Origin of the sequence: Polynucleobacter necessarius (assembly GCF_900095205.1) — a bacterium.
GTDB classification, from domain to species: Bacteria; Pseudomonadota; Gammaproteobacteria; order Burkholderiales; family Burkholderiaceae; genus Polynucleobacter; species Polynucleobacter necessarius_E.
On record NZ_LT606951.1, the window covers coordinates 1,667,754 to 1,685,746 of the forward strand.

A 17,993-nucleotide genomic window follows, 5' to 3' on the forward strand; every position below is an offset into this window, starting at 1 on the left:
ATCAATTATTTCTTTTTGTCTTCTAGTCTGAGGTGGGTGTACTCACCTAACGTACCATGTTTTTGATAGTAGTCCATTGCGGCAGACACAGTTTCTTGCAAAGGAGCAAATTGAATCTCACCAAAATCTGCAAAAGTTCGACTTGGATCTAGCAAGATACTGAAAACATCATCCGGACCTAAGGGCTTTACCTCAACCTTGGGCTTGCCAGGAATATCCAGAGCATTGACAACCACATCATACAACTCTTGAATTGCAATATCCTTGCCAGAGGAAAAGTGATAAGCGCCGTGACCAACGCCATCAATCGCCTTTAATACAACGCGTGCAAGGTCTTTTACGTACACAAAGTCCCTGCGTGCTTCAGTAACAAAACATTGCTTACCATCCTTCAAGCGCTGGTAAAAGATGGGAAGTGGACCAGCCACATTTCTAGGACCAGCCACATTTCTAGGACCAACCACATTTCTAGGACCAACCACATTTGCAAGCCTAAAGGTTACAAAATCAATCCCCGAAAATTCAAGATAAAACTCGTTAGTAGTTTTAGAAATCGCGTAACTACTACCAACAGGGTTGTTGCGAGGATGGTCTAAGCAAACAGGCGACTGGGTAGGCTTTAGGCCGTAGCAGAGGGCCGTCTGAAAGTAAATAAATCGACCAACACCAAATTGTTTAGCTGCATTGACAATGTTTGAACCGCCAACACAATTAGTCAGGGTGTCGTTATACCAATCATCTGGATCCTTGTAAGAGGCGGCAGTGTGAACAATGGCATCAGGATTAAAGTCACCGACCAATTTATCTACCACTGCTTTATCAGCAATCGTATCAATTAAAACGGTTAAATTGGGATGATCAGCCAGATGTTCTCTTCTTCCCGTCGCCAAACTATCAATAGCAATCACTTTATCGCCACGATCAAGCAACATCTCAACCACATGAGACCCAATTTGGCATAAGCCGCCAGTTAACAGAACTTTCTTTACTTTAGTTTCCTTTTAATGCTGTAAAAGATTTTTAATAATGCCAATAGAGGCATCTCCATTCCCATAAGGAAGGATGATAGTTTTCTTCAAATCTTCATTAAGAAAACTATTTTCGGCCTCTAAAATTTTTTCTTTTGACGCCCCAACCAAGATATTCCAACCTAAATCCACCGTTTCAACCCATTCGGTTTCTTCGCGCATTGTTATGCATGGGACACCATAAAAGAATGCTTCCTTTTGTACGCTACCTGAGTCTGTCATGATAATTTTTGCTGATTGCTCAAGTGCCACCATATCTAAAAATGGCAAAGGGTCAACACAAAGGATTGAGCCTAGTTTATTTTCCATTCCAAAATCGGCAAGCAATTTCTTTGTACGTGGATGCAAAGGCAATACTACAGGCTTACTCTTAGCCAATTGCGCCAAAGCCTCGATGATATTAGTAAGACGAATAATATCGTCAGTATTTTCGGCTCTGTGGCAAGTAGCCAAAATAAAGTTTTTCCCTAGCAAATTTAAGCGCTCAAGAATATTACTGCTTTGCACGCCCCTATTCTTGTAGTACAGAGCAACATCGTACATAACATCACCAACATTGATTGCGCCTCGAGTTATGCCTTCTGCCTTTAAATTTTGGACGGCCGTCTCTGTTGGGCAAAATAACAATGTTGAAATACGATCAGAGACAATTCTGTTGATTTCTTCGGGCATACGCATGTTAAATGAACGCAATCCTGCCTCTACATGAGCAATCGGAATATGCAGCTTGGCCGCAGCTAAGGCTCCAGCTAATGTAGAGTTAGTATCTCCATATATTAATAGCCAATCAGGCTTCTCATTAAGCAAAACCTGCTCAATACCCTCCAACATCCTTCCCGTCATGGCGCCATGGCTGCCTCCAGAGATGGCTAAGTTGTAATGCGGTTTGGGCACTCCCAACTCGTCAAAAAATACTTGGGACATATTTTCATCAAAATGCTGACCCGTATGAATAATTTTCTCTTCAATCTTGTCAGAAAAATGAGAGGAAATCGCTCTTGAAACTGCGGCGGCTTTTATAAATTGGGGGCGCGCCCCAACTACAGTGATTATTTTTAACTTAGAAATCAATTGAGAGCCTTCTTTAATGCGGCGATAACTAAATCTTGATCTTTTTCTATCAAATAAGGTCCCATTGGCAAACTCATCACCTCTCGCGCAATACGATCACCATTCGGAAGCACCGCTTTTGGATCTGCCACAGCAGGCTGCAGGTTTAAAGGGATTGGATAATGCACGGCCGTAGGAATACCCGCATCTTTAAGAGTAGACTGAACCTGTTCTCGATTGTTTGCTTGAATAGTGTATTGAGCCCAAATACTTTGATTATCAGCATCAATAAATGGCGTACTTTTAACACCAATTTCACTCAATAACTTGCCGTATCTGTCCGCAATAGCCTGACGTAAATTTCTCTCTTCGTCCAGAATGGCTAACTTTGGCAAAAGAATTGCTGCCTGAATAGTGTCTAAACGACTATTTACGCCAACTCTAATATGGTGGTATCTGCGATCCTGCCCATGCCTTGCAATCTGTCGAATTACTTTTGCAAGCTCTTCATCGTTTGTAAATATTGCTCCACCATCACCATAGCAACCCAATGGTTTGCTTGGGAAAAAACTAGTGCAAGAAATTGTGCTCAGATTACAGCTTTTACGACCTTTATATAAAGCACCAAAACTTTGAGCGGCATCTTCAATTACTGGGATGTTATGTCGGGCAGCAATTTGATTGATGGCATCAAAGTCCGCACATTGACCATACAGACTGACTGGAATAATAGCTTTAGTACGAGGGGTAATGGCGGACTCAATTAATCCTGGATCTATGTTGTATGTCTTAGGATCAATATCAACATATACCGGCTTAGCACCCAATAATACAACCGTCTCAGCAGTAGCAATATAAGTAAATCCAGGAGTAATCACCTCATCACCCGGCCCAATGTTCATTGCCATTTGAGCAATTTGCAGAGCATCGGTTCCATTGGCAACACTAATGCAATACTTTGCCCCGGAATATGCAGCCAACTTTTCCTCCAACTCCTGAACTTCTGGCCCAAGAATAAATTGACCATGATTCAGCACTCGAGCAATTCCAGCATCTATTTCATTTTTTAAATTCAGGTATTGTTTTTTTAAATCAATAAATTCCATAGTCTATTTCGCATTCACTCTGCAACTATCTTGCATTGACCCTCTATTAATTGATATTTATCGCCTGTGTTAGGGCAGATAGCTTGACAGTTGCCCAATAATGGCAAATCTAGCTTTTCACCAAATTTACTCATCCACCCAATTTGCTTAGCAGGCAGACCTGTCATCAAGGCAAAAGGCTTTACATCCCTATTAATCACCGCACCTGCGGCAATAAAAGAATATTCTCCCAAAACCACTCCGCAGACGATTGTGGCATTTGCGCCAATAGTACTTCCTCGCTTAACCAAAGTGCGCCGATATTCATCTTTACGTACCACCCCTGATCTCGGGTTAAATACATTTGTGAATACCATGCTTGGTCCACAAAAAACATCGTCTTCCAGTGTTACCGCATCATAAATGCTGACATTGTTTTGCACCTTAACATTGTTACCAATAACAACATCATTACCTACAAATACATTTTGTCCAAAAGAGCAGCCATTCCCAATCTTTGCACCAGAACATATATGGACCCAATGCCAAACTCTGGAACCCACACCGAGCTGAGCACCCTCATCAATGATAGCAGTAGGGTGAATGGTTATTGCACTTTTCTCGCTCAATTAGTTAGCCCCCGCACAAAAGGATGGGCATCGCTACCAGGAGCAACAATTGATGAAGATCTGATAACGTCTACCGTCTCGATACAATGCCTAGCATCACTTAAACCATAACCCCGACCCTGCAGAATCTCCTGGTAACTAATAGTATGCAAATCAGTAAAGCCCTCTGAAAACTCTAATTGCTCGCCACTAATGTCAATACTTCGGAAAGTTGTTTTTTTACCCTTAACATCCTGCGGCAAATCATTAGCATCAATAGAAAGAAACCACCTTACTCTTGCGCGCTCGTATTCTAAATAGCCAGCAGCTTTAGCCTTACCACTGTAGTGAACTATATTTTTTTGTAATTTTCCAAATACAAAATGCAGCATGTCATAAAAATGCACGCCAATATTAGTAGCCACCCCAAAGGATTTGCGCTGATCGCCCTTCCAGCTCTCGAAATACCACTTGCCTCTTGAGGTGATGTAAGTGAGCTCTACATCAAATTTTTTATCAAGGGGAGCTTTAGCTACCTGATCGCGTAGTTTCAGAATTGCATCATGATGACGTAATTGCAGAATATTAAAAACGCGCTTGCCAGTTTCCTTCTCAACCAATTCTAAATCGTCTAATAATGCTGGGGTAGGAACTAAAGGTTTTTCACAAATTACATCTGCGCCTAGGCGTAAACCAGCTGTAATATGCGAATGATGCAAGTAATTAGGCGAACAAATAGACACATAATCTAGCGATAGTTCAGGAATTCTTTTTAACTGAAATGCTCTATCGTAGAAGCGCTCAAACTCAGTGAAAAATTCGCTTTGTGGAGAGACGCTATCAATAATTCCAACTGAATCGTTAATATCATAAGCAATACCGAGCCGATGACCAAGATCTTTAATAGCCTTCATGTGTCTTGGTGCTATGTATCCAGCAGCCCCGATTAAACCAAAATTTTTCATAATTACCTAAATAAATTTTTACAGCCTGAAAACAGTAAAGCCCATTTCTTTTGCTAAATCGCGATCATACAAAGCTTTTACATCCACTAGAAGGGGCTTGTCTCCCTTTATCAAGCTTTTCAACTCTTTTAACGTCATAGACCTATATTCATTATGGCCAACAGCAACAATCAAGGCATCTAATGAGTCAAGATTTTGCAAAGGGTTTAATTTTAGCTTGTATTCGTGCGCGACTTCACTGGCATCCGCAAAAGGATCGGATACAAGAACATCAACACCCCAAGTTTTCAACTCAGAAATTAAATCAACAACCTTACTATTGCGGATATCAGGGCAATTTTCTTTGAAAGTGATACCCAACACCCCTACTTTACTTCGAGCGACATCGATTCCATTACGAAGCATCAATTTAATTGTATTTCGGGCAACATAACGAGCCATGTTGTCGTTCATACGACGACCAGCCAAAATAATCTGCGGATGATACCCGACCTCTTCAGCCTTATGCGTCAAGTAATATGGGTCCACGCCAATACAATGTCCACCCACCATACCAGGCCTGAATGGCAAGAAATTCCACTTACTACCTGCAGCTTCCAATACTTCTAAAGTATCGATATTTAATCGATTAAAAAGAACTGCTAATTCATTAATTAACGCAATATTCAGATCTCGTTGTGTATTCTCAATAACTTTCGCCGCTTCAGCAACCTTTATGCTAGAGGCCTTATGTGTGCCAGCGGTAATGATGGAATTATAAAGTCTATCAACAATTTCTGCAACCTCCGGAGTCGAGCCGCTTGTAATCTTCTTGATTTTAGTTAGCGTATTTATCTTATCTCCAGGATTAATTCGCTCAGGACTGTAACCGCAGAAAAAATCTTTATTAAAAGTTAATCCTGAGAATTTTTCCAATACTGGAACACAGGCCTCCTCTGTACACCCTGGGTATACCGTGGACTCATAAATAACAATATCGCCCCAACCAATAGCTTTACCAACAGTTTCGCTTGCCTTTATTAAGGGAGTTAGATCTGGGCGATTTGCATTATCTATCGGTGTCGGAACGGTTACTATAAAAATATTGCATTCCTTAAGAGATGCAATATCAGCTGAAAATCTTAAATTTTTAGCCAAGCCCAATTCGGTAGAAGAAACTTCTAGGGTTTTATCATCTCCACTCGTTAATTCATCAATTCTCTTTTGATTAATATCAAAACCTATCACAGGATATTTCTTCCCAAACTCAACCGCCAATGGCAAGCCGACATAACCCAGGCCGATGATGGCAATTTTTTTATCGTGAGAAATCATTTTTATAATTTGATATTTAGATTTGTGAGTTAATGCTTAAATTCTAGATTTTATCATCATGTTTTGTTAAAAAATCTTGATATGCGCTTTTTAAGCCATTTTCTAATGGCACTCTCGGAAACCATCCCAAATGCGATAATTTGTTTGAATTCATCCATTTGCGATGCGCTCCATCAGGCTTAGTTAAGTCCAGGCCGATCTGACCTTGATATCCAACAACCTTTCCAACTTCTTTAGCCAATTCCAAAATGGTGACATCGCTTCCATAGCCAACGTTGAGGTGACTTTCCATTGGCTCAACATTTTTATGATAAACTGATCTGTCAAGCTCCATTACAAATATCGAAGCAGCCGCCATATCGTCAACATATAGAAATTCACGCTTAGGTGAACCAGTACCCCAAATAATTACCTCGGAGACTTGAGCAACTTTGGCCTCATGGAAACGGCGAATTAAAGCAGGTATCACATGGCTATTTTCGGGGTGATAATTATCGCCAGGGCCATATAGATTGGTTGGCATGACGGATCGATAGTCAATTCCGTGTGATACGCCATACTGACGATTGTAACTTTCACACAATTTAATACCAGCAATCTTCGCAATTGCGTAAGGCTCATTAGTAGACTCTAATTTTCCGGTCAGCAATGCACTCTCAGTCATCGGCTGCTCAGCAAGCTTTGGATAAATACAACTTGACCCCAAAAAAAGTAATTTTCGAACGCCGCTCAAAAAGGCATGATGAATGACGTTAGCCTCCATCATCAGATTTTGATAAATGAACTCCGCAGGGAAAGTGTTATTCGCATAAATACCTCCCACCTTCGCGGCTGCCAAGTAGACTTGGTCGGGTTTTTCTTGCTCAAAGAATTTCTTTACATCGGCCTGATTGGTTAAATCCAATTCTTGATGGGTCCGCGTAACGATATTGCTATAACCCTTTGCTTGCAAACTCCTTACAATCGCCGAACCCACCATACCACTGTGACCCGCTACATAAATCTTTTGATTTAGATCTTGGCTCATTAGAGATTATTATTTAATAAATTACTTTTCAGCACCTACAACAACTGAATATCCATGTTTTTGTAGCAATGCATGTTGCTTTGCTTGGTCAAGATCATTTGCAACCATCTCTACTATCATTTGATCAAGGGTAATTTCTGGCATCCAACCTAACTTGGCTTTTGCCTTGGTAAGGTCACCCAAAAGGGTCTCGACTTCAGTAGGGCGGTAATAGCGAGGATCAATTTGGACGATCACATCGCCAACTTTAAGGGCTGGTGCTTTATCACCTTCTATGCCAACAATAATGGCTTTTTCGTTCTCTGCATTTCCTTCAAACTTTAATGAGATGCCCAACTGCTTTGCACTTCGCATAATAAATTCACGCACAGTAAATTGCACACCGGTAGCAATCACGAAATCTTCAGGCCGCTCTTGCTGCAGCATTAGCCATTGCATTCGGACATAATCTTTGGCATGACCCCAGTCGCGCAATGCGTCAATATTGCCCATATATAAACATTTCTCGAGACCCTGAGCAATATTTGTAAGTCCGCGCGTCACCTTTCTTGTTACAAAAGTTTCACCACGACGCTTAGATTCATGATTAAAGAGAATCCCATTACATGCGTAAATGCCATAAGCTTCGCGATAATTAACGGTAATCCAATAAGCATACATCTTGGCAACTGCATAAGGACTGCGAGGATAAAATGGGGTTGTCTCGTTTTGAGGAATTTCTTGAACTAATCCATATAACTCAGAAGTAGATGCTTGATAAAAGCGAGTTTTCTTTTCTAAACCCAAAATCCGAATTGCTTCTAAGATACGCAATGGTCCAATAGCATCCACATCCGCAGTGTACTCAGGAGACTCAAATGAAACAGCTACATGTGATTGGGCGCCCAAGTTATATATCTCATCTGGTTGTGACTCTTGAATAATGCGAACCAAGTTGCTGGTATCTGTTAAGTCGCCGTAATGCAATATCAAATTACGATGATCAATATGTGGATCTTGATAAATATGGTCTATACGGTCCGTATTAAAGGAGGATGCTCGGCGCTTAATACCGTGAACGATATACCCCTTTTCTAGAAGAAACTCAGCAAGGTAAGAGCCGTCTTGCCCAGTAATACCCGTTATCAGCGCGACTTTTTGTTTACTCATACTTACTTCTTTCATGTTTTCTTTAGGCATCTATTATTAATTTAATAAGTATTTTAATTTCTGCCATATGTATCTTCAAAACGCACAATATCGTCTTCACCTAGGTAGCTACCAGATTGAACTTCAATAATTTCTAAGGGTCCTTGACCAGGATTCGCTAGGCGATGAGTTTGCCCCTGCGGAATATAAGTGCTTTGATTCTCGGTCAAAGTAATCACTTGATCGCCATTCGTTATCTCAGCAGTACCTTTCACCACAATCCAATGCTCGGCACGGTGATGATGCATTTGCAATGAAAGGCTTGCTCCAGGCTTCACCTGAATTCGCTTTACTTTAAATCGCTCACCCTCATCAACACTGTCATACCATCCCCATGGTCTTGAAACTTTACGATGGAGATTTTTTTCTTCCCGCCCTTGTGTTTTTAATTGCGCAACAATCTTTTTAACATCTTGACTATTACTTCTATCTACCACCAACACTGCGTCTGCAGTTTCAATAACTACTAAATTGTCAATCCCAACTGCACTTACCAAGCGGCTGCTTGCATGCACTAAAGAATTCTTAGAGTTCGCTAGCAAGGTATCCCCACTAGTGACATTTCCATCTTGGTCTTGTTGACCTACTTGCCAAACGGCATCCCAAGCACCCAAATCGTTCCAACCCGCATCCAATTCCACCATCTTGATAGGAAATTGAGATTCAGGACATTTTTCAATCACAGCATAGTCAATTGATTCACTTGGAATGTTTTCAAATTCTGCTTTACCTGGCCGGATAAAGCTCGATCCAGCTGAACTATCCTCGGATCTTGCTAACCAAGCTTTTTGGGATGCGCCATAAATATCAGCTCGGAGCTCTTTTAAAGCAGCAAGCCAAGTGCTAGCTCTGAGGACAAACATACCGCTATTCCAAAGATAGTTACCATCCGCTATATAACCTTGAGCAGTTTTTCCATCGGGTTTCTCTACAAAACGATTCACCTTAAATGCATTGTTTTGATCTTTATCACCCGTACGCTGAATATAGCCATAACCTGTTTCTGGTGCTGTTGGTGTAATACCTAAAATAGCAATGGCATTGGTTGTGGATTCCACAGTCTGAATACAGTCGCGAAGTGCGTTAGCAAATGCCTCTTTATTTTGTATAGTTTGATCGGCTGGTGTGATCACCAAAATTGGGTCTTGTTCATTGGCTATTTCGTTTGCACAAAATGCAGCCATACTTAGCGCAGGCGCTGTATTGCGGCCCGTTGGCTCAAGAATTAAGGTAGCGCTGACTTTCTGGAGTTCACGTAACTGGTCTAAAACCAGGAAACGATGCTCATCATTTGTAACTACTAGCGTGTTCCCAAGCATAGTTTCTGAGTTTTCCAACGAGTTCACTCGTTCCACCGCCTGCTGAAAAAGACTTTGGGAACTACCGTCACCCGATAGCACTAAAAATTGCTTTGGAAAGCCCGCTCGAGACAACGGCCAAAGCCGTGTACCGGAGCCTCCACACAAAATAACTGGAATCACTAGTGCCATGTAGGGTTAAGCGCGCTTTTATGGTTATTGTCTGTAATAGTTGATTCTAAAGGATATATGGAGGTTCTTTAGTAAAGTCGAGAAATTTATTAAAATTCAGATAATCACATAATAGACGCTAGTTAGCACTAAAAACTAAAACGATTTTCAAGGAGACTTCAAAATGAGCAATATTCCCCAGATTAAGCTGCGCAACTCACTTACTGAATGCGGCCAGTCGATACGCAAAGAAAATGCTGGCAAATTCCAAAACTATTCCATTCGAGACTGTAAAGCCTCTATTGCCGCGGGCAAAATCAAGTAAGAAGTAATTTTTGAGTGTTGTGGGGTAGTGCTTAACGTTTAAAGCATTAGCGCCACCCAAACTTCGTCAATATCCCATTGGCTTCCTAGCGAATATTCTCGAACTGAGACACTACATACTCAGCACCCACATCTGTCAAGTGTTCGCTATCCCAAGCACTAATCGTACCCCTCTATCCCCCACCAAAACCTTACATGCGCGGCCCTCCCTTGCAGAGCACGCGAATTGGAGATAAATATTTCACATTTTGACGCCCAGAAAACTGACGCATGGCCTCATCCAAATCAAAGATATCGGCAATTAAACTCATTTTCAGATACTTTGGAACCTCGCAAGGAGTGTTTGCTTTGCAATACAGGAAAACTTGCTTGGGTAAGTTATTTTCCCAAACAGGCACTGGACCGACCACACCAATACTCGCGGTACCCCCACATCTTTTAATGCGCCGATCGTAGATGCTAATTCGGACCATGGGTTATCTCGCCAGTTACCAGCCAGTATCACCACTTCAGGGGGTAGCTTTTTAATAAGTGCCAAGGTGTTTTGATTAATGGCTTTGCACTGAGGCCTAATGGATTTATCTAGACCCACAATTGGAGGACAAGCTGAAGCGCTCCGATGAACCAGATTATATTGATCACCATACCTTTTTAAATCCAGGATATAAATGCGCAGCATGAGAATCGCCCCATAAAAAAATAGTCGGCTTTTTAGGATCCAGATTAGTTCCGCAAACCTGAAATTCATTCGCCTGCTGATGCTCAGTGAGAAAGCAATTCCCCATTTGCCAGGCAGCACCAGTCTCAAATTTGTAAGTCAAAATTTTGTTGAGCACCGGATTCCTAGAACGAAATAGCATACGTTGTATAGGTATCCCATCTCGAATAAAAGCTGCGTAACCCATGTAGGCGGTTATACCCATTACAAACGCAAGCGCCCACACAACATTTTTCTTTGCCTTTGAAGATGAGCCTCCAAAACGTAGCGGCTTTTCCACCAAGTAGTAAGTTAATGCAGCCAGAAGAATGGAAACAAACGCTAGCGCCAAACATAGGCTGAAGGAGGGTTTCCATTAATAACATTTGCAAAGGCCAATAAGGGCCAATGCCATAAATACAAAGGGAAACTAATCAACCCCCAAAACCAGACCATGACTCTTGATGAGAGTATGCGTTGATTAATCCAAGCGTTTGGGCCTGAAAAAAGCAATAGAGTTGCACCAACAGCAGGCAGGAGAGCCCACCCATCCAGGAAATGCGGATGCCTCGCTAATCAGAATTAAAGAGAGTGCACTACTAGCCAGACCTAGAGAGGCCAAAACATTCTTCTGCCTCAAATTTAAAGAATCGATGGATCCTTGCGCAGGAGTCTTGCCACTTTGTTGTTTTGATAAAAGCAACCAAGCAAGGACTGCGCCTAACAATAACTCCCAAACTCGGGTAATGGGAGAATAAAAAATGGCAATAGAAGCGCTACTAATAAAAGTAATATTGAACGTAAATGAGATAATGAGGATCGCTACTGTTACATTAATTAATGTAATGCGCATCCGCAATGCAGGCCACATGAGAAGCGGCCAAATTAAATAAAACTGCTCTTCAATGCCCAGGGACCATAAATGCAGCAATGGCTTAGAGTTGGAGAAAGCATCAAAATATCCGCTCTCATTCCACAGCACTAAGTTGGAGACAAATCCTGCGCCACCCAAAATATATTTTCCCAAAGATTTAAATTCTTCTGGGAGCAATGCAAACCAAGCAATGGCCCATGAGCTGATGAGAACAATAATTAGCGCTGGAAAAATACGTCGAATACGTCTTAAATAAAAATTAATAATACTAAAGCTGTTCTGTTTCAAATTACCAAAAATGATGGTGCAAATTAAGAAGCCAGAAATTACAAAAAATATATCCACCCCAATAAAACCACCTGGCATGAGATCCGGAAAGGCATGAAAGATTACTACCGAAAGGACGGCTATAGCCCTTAAACCATCAATATCTGGACGATATTGTGGATGCATTATCGTAATTGCCGGAATTTGCGAAGACATCAGTTAGCGGAGATCTTATAAAAGAAATAGGTCGCCAAAGCGACCTATCTAGACACACACGATCTTATTTAAAAAAATTAAATACGTTTTTGCCGACTTAATAAGTTCGGCCTTAAGCCTTCTTAGCGTAAGCAGAGCACCAGCCTTTGCCAGCAACTTGCTTACCAGCAAACAAGGAGCAGCCACCAGAAACAGAGCCAGCCTTACCTTGGTAGAGCGCACAGTTGTCGCATTGCTGACCAGCAGCGTACTTTGGGTATTTCGCTTTATCCACTTTAGAGGCATTTGCCTTGTAACCTAAAGCAGCAGCTTGTGGATCTGTTTCTGCAACCATTGCTTGAGCTTGAACTTTACCGTTCAATACCAAAGTACAGGCACCGGCAGCAGACAAAATCATAAATTGGCGACGACTATTTTTCATGGATTCTCCAAAAATAAAACGGTAAAAAATGGATTGGCGCATTAACAGAACATGCGGATTTAAAAGCTAGAAGAGATCATAGCGGAGAAAATTTTTTCAATCTACTGGCCACGTAAGTCAATGATTTATAAAGAAATATAGATGAGAATTATTCTCAGGAAACTAAACAGATAAAAACTTACTGCCATCCCTTTAGCTTCATGCAATCTATCCACTGACGTATATGAGTTCCCGATGGTATTTCGGGATAATCCTCTTTGCATTCCTTGAGGTCTTTGTTGTACGCCGCTTTGTTATTTTTAACCGGGTCCGAGTTTACCGTTGGGAAACTCTCGCACGCAGTAGCGAGTATCGCTAACATGCTTATGCATATCAAACGAAATAGAAGAGAATTCATTCTCTTATTTTCGGTCAATGAGGGCAAGGAACTCTCTACGTAAATTTGAATCCTTTAAAAATGCGCCACGCATAACACTATTAATCATTTTGGAATCGCGGTCTTTTACGCCCCGCCATTGCATACAAAAATGATCGGCATCCATCACTACCGCCACCCCGATTGGCTTAATCTTTTTCTCCAACATATCGGCTAATTCAACTACAGCCTCTTCCTGGATCTGCGGGCGACACATCACCCATTCCGTTAAACGAGAGTATTTAGAGAGTCCAATCAAAGCTGATTCTTTGCTTGGCAATACCCCAATCCAAATGCGCCCCATAATAGGACATAAATGATGAGAGCAGGCGCTACGGACAGTAATTGGCCCAATAATCATCAGCTCATTTAAGCGACTCACATTGGGAAATTTTGTCAAAGTAGGTTGGCCGACATAGCGCCCATTAAATACCTCTTGGACATACATCTTTGCTACACGGCGACTAGTATTTTGAATGTTGTGATCATTTTCAGTATCAATCACCAAGCTTTCTAAGACGGCCTGCATCTTCTCGGCTACTTCGTCAACCAAACCCTCCAGTTCGCCCGGCTCAATGAACGCAGAGATATTATCGTTAGCATGAAAACGAGCATTTTGAGCTTCGATTCGACGACGAATAATGACTGATAGAGGCGTGCCGCCATCGTCTTTCATAGCAGTCGTTTTACCACTGGCAGTTTTAGCAATAGTCTTGCTAGCAGTTTTTTTGACTGGGGATTTATTAATCGTCTTTACTGCTTTAGCAGTCTTGGTGGATTTATTGAGCATTGAAATTTTTTGTCTTGTAAATTGTAAGAATGAAATTTAGTTTATATCTGAAAAAATAAAGCCACTACACATACGATGCCGCATAACCAAACAATCGAACGGGTTGTTGACCAATTCGCCACATAACAGATTAAATATGCGATGCGGGCAATCACAAAGCCTAGGGCCAATGAATCAATTCTGATTTGTGGTGCATTGCCAATCGAGGCAATAATCACAGCCGCAAAGAATAAAGGCAATGATTCAAATAAATTTGCTTGGGCGGCATTAGCGCGCGCCCTAAAACCGGTCTGCATCGCCAGCCATTGTCTTGGCATACTGTTGTCATAACCCTCAAAACCTTTTTTAGCTATTCCAGCAGCGACATAAGGAAATAATCCCATAAAGAGAACACAAGCATAAGCAATGGTCATAATGGCCTTACTGAAGGTATATACGTGAACCTAGAAAAGTTATTTTGGGATTTTTTTACTACCAATGCGGCTCTCGTTACCATTCATCAAATTTTGAATATTACTACGATGACGCCAAATGAGTAACAAGCAAACAATGAACAGTGCGATTCCCATTGGCTGAAAACCAAATAAGAAAACAAAATAGATTGGGCCAAATATTGCTGCAGCTAAAGCAGCTAATGATGAATAACGCATAAATGTGGCCACAATAATCCAAGTACTTAGGGTAGCTAGCCCCAAGATCCAATTAATGCCAAACAAAATCCCACATGCGGTCGCCACCCCTTTACCACCTTTAAATCCATGAAAGATTGGAAATAGATGGCCCAAGAAAACAGCCAGCACTACACCGCACAAGAGCCAGGAATTCATGGTGGAGGTAAGGGAATCATCTCCAAGCAATACTCGCGCGAGCATAACGGCAAAGCACCCCTTTAAAGCGTCACCAATCAACGTTAAAACCGCAGCTAATTTATTACCGGTACGCAAAACGTTGGTTGCTCCAGGATTGCCTGAACCGTAAGAATGAGGGTCTGGCAAACGCATGCATTTGCTTACCACCACCGCAAAAGATATTGAGCCAATGAAGTAGGCAATCGGAATAAGCAAAAGATCTAGAGTAAAGTTCATACCGCTATCTTAAACACTTATATATTCAGTTGAGATGCGGAGCTAAGAACCCCGCGGATGGTGCTGCTGATGAATCGATTTCAGTCTTTCTCTTGCCACATGGGTGTAGATCTGAGTGGTAGAGATATCGGCATGGCCTAAAAGCAACTGCACCACCCTTAAATCGGCCCCATGATTGAGTAAATGGGTTGCAAATGCATGCCGTAGGGTATGGGGAGACAACGCCACCGAAATATTGGCTAAGGTGGCATAACGCTTAATCAGCGCCCAGAATGCCTGACGTGTCAAACCAGTGCCCTTATGGCGCCCTACAAAAACTGCGTCCGAACTCTTGCCCTCTAGCAAGGGAGTACGCGCCTCAGCTAAATAGCGCCTTAACCACTGCCCTGCTTCACCGCCAAAAGGCACTAAGCGCTCTTTACCGCCCTTGCCATTGACCACACGGACCACGCCCTCGTTTAAACCCAAGGCAACGGTTTTTAAAGAAACAATTTCCGAAACGCGCAGGCCACTCGCATACATCAATTCCAACATGGTGCGATCACGCAAGCCCAAAGGAGTTTCAATGTCAGGGGTATTGAGTAAGGCAATCACTTGATCTTCGCTCAACGTTTTCGGGAAACGTAAGGCCTGCTTTGCAGCGCGCAAACCAATGCAAGGATCGCTTTTTACTAAATTGATTCGTAGCGCATGTCGATAAAAGCGCTTAAATACAGTTAAACGCCGATTGGCAGTAGTTGCCTTATCTGCACGACGATAGGCAATATAGGCAGTGAGGTCTTTTTCAGTGGCACTGTAGAGATCTCCACCTGAATCTGTGTAAAGCCACTGCGCTAATAGAAGTAGATCACGACGATATGCGGATAAGCTATTTTGCGCCAGCCCATCCTCTAACCAACAAGCATCACAGAAGCGCTCAATCGCTTCTTGGCTTGCTGGGACAATCTTTAATGCATCTTTAGTCACGGAAGTTGTTAAAGCCCAATGGCGCTTCAGTTACTTCCTTTTTGAGGAGGGCCATGGTTTCTTGTAAATCATCCCGCTTAGCACCGGTGACGCGCACTGCATCGCCTTGAATGCTGGCCTGCACTTTAACTTTGCTGTCCTTAATAATCCGCACTACCTTTTTGGCCAACTCAGAAGTAATGCCCTTTTGAATCTTCATGGTCTGCTTTCGCTTATCGCCACCAATGGTTTCAGTTTTGTCATCTTTAAGGTAACGAACGTCCACGTTACGCTTAGCCATCTTATTAATGAGCACATCGCGTACCTGACCCAATTTAAAGTCATCATCACTAAGCAGGATTAAGGCTTCGTCTTTTTGCTCTATCCGACTATCGGAACCCTTGAAGTCAAAACGATTGCTAATTTCTTTGTTGGACTGTTCGATGGCATTTTTCAACTCAACCATGTCTGGTTCACACACTACGTTAAATGATGGCATTTTTGCTCCTTAAATTTTTTGCTCAATTTCTGCATTTTCTAGATATTTTGGGATCGGCTATTCGATTTATGCCCAAAAAATTTGCTCTAGATTCTTTTACGAATAAGATTGTGGCATGAACCGTGCTCCAAATGCGCCTCTACCAGCAAAATTGACCCCGAACTTGGGGTTAAAGATGCGTAATACCTTTGGTTTTGATGCTACTGCTGAGCTCGCCTACGAAGTCACCTCTACCAATCAAATTGCTGAGGTGCTAGCTGACATCAACCATCAAAAAACATCTTGGCGTGTTTTAGGGGGTGGTAGCAACGTCATTCTTCCGCAAAAACTACGTGGCGCCACGCTGCTCATGAATATATTGGGCCAAGAAATTCTCACATCTGATGAGAATTCCACTCTCTTGGCCGTAGGAGCTGGAGTGAGCTGGCATGACCTAGTTGCCTGGACTCTAGAAAATGATCTGCCCGGCCTAGAAAACTTAGCACTCATTCCTGGAACCGTTGGCGCAGCACCTATTCAAAATATTGGTGCTTACGGCGTTGAGGTTGGCGAGTCCATTGCTTACATCGAAGCCTATGACTCCAAAGAACAAACCTTTGTCACTCTCACGAAAGAAGACTGCCAGTTTGCTTATCGCGATAGCTACTTTAAACAACATCCCAACCGATTTATTGTGACAAAGGTCGTCTTTAAAATACCTAAAGACTGGGAAGCGCGGATTTACTACGCAGATCTTGCTAAACAATTTTCGGAAAACAGCAATCCAAGTCCTGAGGATATTTTTTTAGCAGTCTGCAAAATCCGCACTCAGAAGTTACCCGACCCAAAAGTCATTGGAAACACCGGAAGCTTTTTTCAGAATCCGATTGTTTCCAATGAACAGCACGAAACCTTACTCAAGTCATATGCATCTTTAGTTTCTTATCCAGATGCGCCAGGCACAAGAAAGCTTGCTGCAGGGTGGCTGATTGATCAATGTGGCTTTAAGGGTCAGCGCATGGGTTCTGTTGGTGTCTACGAGAACCAAGCGCTTGTTCTAGTCAATCATGGCGGAGGCACTGCCCAAGACATCCTCAGTCTGGCGAAATGTATTCAGGACAAGGTGCGCGCAGAATTTGGTGTCAGTCTACAGATTGAGCCCAATATCCTCTGAAGATTTATTCGTAATGTGTCCACATTCTCAGAATGCGTACTGTTTTTTCTTTTTTGAAAACTTCATACACCAAGCGATGCTGAATATTGACTCTTCGAGAATAAGCCCCGCTCTCAGGTCGCCCACTAATTTCTCATAAGGCGGCGGATTTTGAAAAGGATCAACCTCTAAAACGTCTAGTAAAGATTGAGCTTTATCCCTTAAATCTGCTACGACTATCTTTTTTGCGTCCTTTAAGGCGTATTTGGAATAAACCAAATTCCAAGCTACCACTTCAATGCCTTTTTACTCTTGGATAGCGGTTCAGCCATGCCTTCTTTAATGGATTCGCGCATACCCGGAATCGCCAAAAGAAATAATGTCTCCTGAATGGCACTCCAGTCTTCTTCAGAAACTAAGACTGCCTTAGCTCGCTTCCCAAAAATAACGATGGGTTGATGAGACTCTGCCGCCTGATCTATGAGGCGGTAAAGACTTGCTCTGGCTTCGCTTGCGGTTAATGTAGTCATAGCATTTCCTCTGATGACTATAGCACGCAAAAGCGTACGCTTTGTCAAACTCTTTAGGCGCTTG

The 17,993-nt window shown here is 42.2% G+C and carries 21 protein-coding genes; 1 reads left to right on the forward strand and 20 read right to left on the reverse strand.

What is annotated here, in order from left to right:
• Window positions 1–5 precede the first annotated feature (5 nt).
• From DXE37_RS09210 to DXE37_RS09300, 18 genes are all read right to left on the reverse strand, one after another.
• A complete protein-coding gene (locus DXE37_RS09210) occupies window positions 6–977 on the reverse strand; it encodes an NAD-dependent epimerase/dehydratase family protein (RefSeq protein WP_114637280.1) in 972 nt (323 codons plus the stop codon).
• 24 nt (window positions 978–1,001) lie between these two features.
• Window positions 1,002–2,099, reverse strand: a complete 1,098-nt coding sequence (wecB, locus tag DXE37_RS09215; RefSeq protein ID WP_114637281.1) for a non-hydrolyzing UDP-N-acetylglucosamine 2-epimerase — start codon at window positions 2,097–2,099, stop codon at window positions 1,002–1,004.
• Window positions 2,096–3,184, reverse strand: coding sequence for a DegT/DnrJ/EryC1/StrS family aminotransferase (locus DXE37_RS09220; RefSeq protein ID WP_114637282.1), 1,089 nt, complete (start codon window positions 3,182–3,184; stop codon window positions 2,096–2,098). The genes wecB and DXE37_RS09220 overlap by 4 nt, the downstream gene beginning before the upstream one ends.
• Window positions 3,185–3,198: 14 nt before the next feature.
• Window positions 3,199–3,774: an N-acetyltransferase gene (locus DXE37_RS09225; RefSeq protein WP_114637585.1), complete on the reverse strand. Its 576-nt coding sequence runs from the start codon at window positions 3,772–3,774 to the stop codon at window positions 3,199–3,201.
• 14 nt (window positions 3,775–3,788) lie between these two features.
• On the reverse strand, window positions 3,789–4,736 hold the full coding sequence (locus DXE37_RS09230; RefSeq protein WP_114637283.1) for a Gfo/Idh/MocA family oxidoreductase: 948 nt from the start codon (window positions 4,734–4,736) through the stop codon (window positions 3,789–3,791).
• 18 nt (window positions 4,737–4,754) lie between these two features.
• A complete protein-coding gene (tviB, locus tag DXE37_RS09235; RefSeq protein ID WP_114637284.1) occupies window positions 4,755–6,050 on the reverse strand; it encodes a Vi polysaccharide biosynthesis UDP-N-acetylglucosamine C-6 dehydrogenase TviB in 1,296 nt (431 codons plus the stop codon).
• 43 nt (window positions 6,051–6,093) lie between these two features.
• On the reverse strand, window positions 6,094–7,077 hold the full coding sequence (gene fcl / locus DXE37_RS09240) for a GDP-L-fucose synthase (protein WP_114637285.1): 984 nt from the start codon (window positions 7,075–7,077) through the stop codon (window positions 6,094–6,096).
• 21 nt (window positions 7,078–7,098) lie between these two features.
• Complete coding sequence (gene gmd, locus DXE37_RS09245; protein ID WP_114637586.1) at window positions 7,099–8,226, reverse strand: GDP-mannose 4,6-dehydratase; 1,128 nt, start codon at window positions 8,224–8,226, stop codon at window positions 7,099–7,101.
• Window positions 8,227–8,279: 53 nt separating this feature from the next.
• Window positions 8,280–9,755, reverse strand: a complete 1,476-nt coding sequence (locus DXE37_RS09250) for a mannose-1-phosphate guanylyltransferase/mannose-6-phosphate isomerase (protein WP_114637286.1) — start codon at window positions 9,753–9,755, stop codon at window positions 8,280–8,282.
• A 616-nt stretch (window positions 9,756–10,371) separates the two neighbouring features.
• A complete protein-coding gene (locus tag DXE37_RS14435) occupies window positions 10,372–10,806 on the reverse strand; it encodes an SGNH hydrolase domain-containing protein (RefSeq protein WP_415067005.1) in 435 nt (144 codons plus the stop codon).
• Window positions 10,697–11,107: an SGNH hydrolase domain-containing protein gene (locus tag DXE37_RS13765; RefSeq protein WP_114637288.1), complete on the reverse strand. Its 411-nt coding sequence runs from the start codon at window positions 11,105–11,107 to the stop codon at window positions 10,697–10,699. The genes DXE37_RS14435 and DXE37_RS13765 overlap by 110 nt, the downstream gene beginning before the upstream one ends.
• 129 nt (window positions 11,108–11,236) lie before the next feature.
• On the reverse strand, window positions 11,237–12,082 hold the full coding sequence (locus tag DXE37_RS09265) for an acyltransferase family protein (protein WP_231971304.1): 846 nt from the start codon (window positions 12,080–12,082) through the stop codon (window positions 11,237–11,239).
• Window positions 12,083–12,224: 142 nt separating this feature from the next.
• The gene (locus DXE37_RS09270) at window positions 12,225–12,533 is read right to left on the reverse strand and encodes a high-potential iron-sulfur protein (RefSeq protein ID WP_114637587.1); all 309 of its coding nucleotides are present in this window, start codon (window positions 12,531–12,533) and stop codon (window positions 12,225–12,227) included.
• 401 nt (window positions 12,534–12,934) lie between these two features.
• On the reverse strand, window positions 12,935–13,624 hold the full coding sequence (gene folE, locus DXE37_RS09280; RefSeq protein ID WP_231971396.1) for a GTP cyclohydrolase I: 690 nt from the start codon (window positions 13,622–13,624) through the stop codon (window positions 12,935–12,937).
• Between the two features lie 155 nt (window positions 13,625–13,779).
• Complete coding sequence (locus DXE37_RS09285) at window positions 13,780–14,151, reverse strand: MAPEG family protein (protein ID WP_114637291.1); 372 nt, start codon at window positions 14,149–14,151, stop codon at window positions 13,780–13,782.
• A gap of 39 nt (window positions 14,152–14,190) precedes the next feature.
• Window positions 14,191–14,823 carry a glycerol-3-phosphate 1-O-acyltransferase PlsY gene (gene plsY / locus DXE37_RS09290; protein WP_114637292.1) on the reverse strand — a complete coding sequence of 211 codons (633 nt, stop codon included), beginning with the start codon at window positions 14,821–14,823 and terminating at the stop codon, window positions 14,191–14,193.
• A gap of 42 nt (window positions 14,824–14,865) precedes the next feature.
• The gene (gene xerD, locus DXE37_RS09295) at window positions 14,866–15,789 is read right to left on the reverse strand and encodes a site-specific tyrosine recombinase XerD (RefSeq protein WP_114637293.1); all 924 of its coding nucleotides are present in this window, start codon (window positions 15,787–15,789) and stop codon (window positions 14,866–14,868) included.
• Window positions 15,782–16,267 carry a YajQ family cyclic di-GMP-binding protein gene (locus DXE37_RS09300; RefSeq protein ID WP_114637294.1) on the reverse strand — a complete coding sequence of 162 codons (486 nt, stop codon included), beginning with the start codon at window positions 16,265–16,267 and terminating at the stop codon, window positions 15,782–15,784. Before DXE37_RS09300 ends, xerD begins: the two co-directional genes overlap by 8 nt.
• A 115-nt stretch (window positions 16,268–16,382) precedes the next feature.
• Here DXE37_RS09300 and murB point away from each other — a divergent pair, with 115 nt between their 5' ends.
• Window positions 16,383–17,420 (forward strand): UDP-N-acetylmuramate dehydrogenase, encoded by a 1,038-nt coding sequence (gene murB, locus DXE37_RS09305; RefSeq protein ID WP_114637295.1) that lies wholly within the window; start codon window positions 16,383–16,385, stop codon window positions 17,418–17,420.
• Between the two features lie 4 nt (window positions 17,421–17,424).
• Here murB and DXE37_RS13055 read toward each other — a convergent pair whose 3' ends face one another.
• Window positions 17,425–17,490 (reverse strand): hypothetical protein, encoded by a 66-nt coding sequence (locus DXE37_RS13055; protein WP_231971398.1) that lies wholly within the window; start codon window positions 17,488–17,490, stop codon window positions 17,425–17,427.
• A gap of 196 nt (window positions 17,491–17,686) precedes the next feature.
• Window positions 17,687–17,929, reverse strand: a complete 243-nt coding sequence (locus DXE37_RS09315; RefSeq protein ID WP_114637296.1) for a type II toxin-antitoxin system Phd/YefM family antitoxin — start codon at window positions 17,927–17,929, stop codon at window positions 17,687–17,689.
• Window positions 17,930–17,993 lie beyond the last annotated feature (64 nt).

Coding starts and splice junctions, on each gene's coding strand:
- DXE37_RS09220 (WP_114637282.1), bottom strand. CDS start 3,184: ATGGAATTTATTGATTTAAAAAAACAATACCTGAATTTAAAAAATGAA.
- DXE37_RS09230 (WP_114637283.1), bottom strand. CDS start 4,736: ATGAAAAATTTTGGTTTAATCGGGGCTGCTGGATACATAGCACCAAGA.
- tviB (WP_114637284.1), bottom strand. CDS start 6,050: ATGATTTCTCACGATAAAAAAATTGCCATCATCGGCCTGGGTTATGTC.
- fcl (WP_114637285.1), bottom strand. CDS start 7,077: ATGAGCCAAGATCTAAATCAAAAGATTTATGTAGCGGGTCACAGTGGT.
- gmd (WP_114637586.1), bottom strand. CDS start 8,226: ATGAGTAAACAAAAAGTCGCGCTGATAACGGGTATTACTGGGCAAGAC.
- DXE37_RS09250 (WP_114637286.1), bottom strand. CDS start 9,755: ATGGCACTAGTGATTCCAGTTATTTTGTGTGGAGGCTCCGGTACACGG.
- DXE37_RS14435 (WP_415067005.1), bottom strand. CDS start 10,806: ATGAATTTCAGGTTTGCGGAACTAATCTGGATCCTAAAAAGCCGACTA.
- DXE37_RS09265 (WP_231971304.1), bottom strand. CDS start 12,082: ATGCATCCACAATATCGTCCAGATATTGATGGTTTAAGGGCTATAGCC.
- DXE37_RS09270 (WP_114637587.1), bottom strand. CDS start 12,533: ATGAAAAATAGTCGTCGCCAATTTATGATTTTGTCTGCTGCCGGTGCC.
- folE (WP_231971396.1), bottom strand. CDS start 13,624: ATGAAAGACGATGGCGGCACGCCTCTATCAGTCATTATTCGTCGTCGA.
- DXE37_RS09285 (WP_114637291.1), bottom strand. CDS start 14,151: ATGACCATTGCTTATGCTTGTGTTCTCTTTATGGGATTATTTCCTTAT.
- plsY (WP_114637292.1), bottom strand. CDS start 14,823: ATGAACTTTACTCTAGATCTTTTGCTTATTCCGATTGCCTACTTCATT.
- DXE37_RS09300 (WP_114637294.1), bottom strand. CDS start 16,267: ATGCCATCATTTAACGTAGTGTGTGAACCAGACATGGTTGAGTTGAAA.
- murB (WP_114637295.1), top strand. CDS start 16,383: ATGAACCGTGCTCCAAATGCGCCTCTACCAGCAAAATTGACCCCGAAC.
- DXE37_RS09315 (WP_114637296.1), bottom strand. CDS start 17,929: ATGACTACATTAACCGCAAGCGAAGCCAGAGCAAGTCTTTACCGCCTC.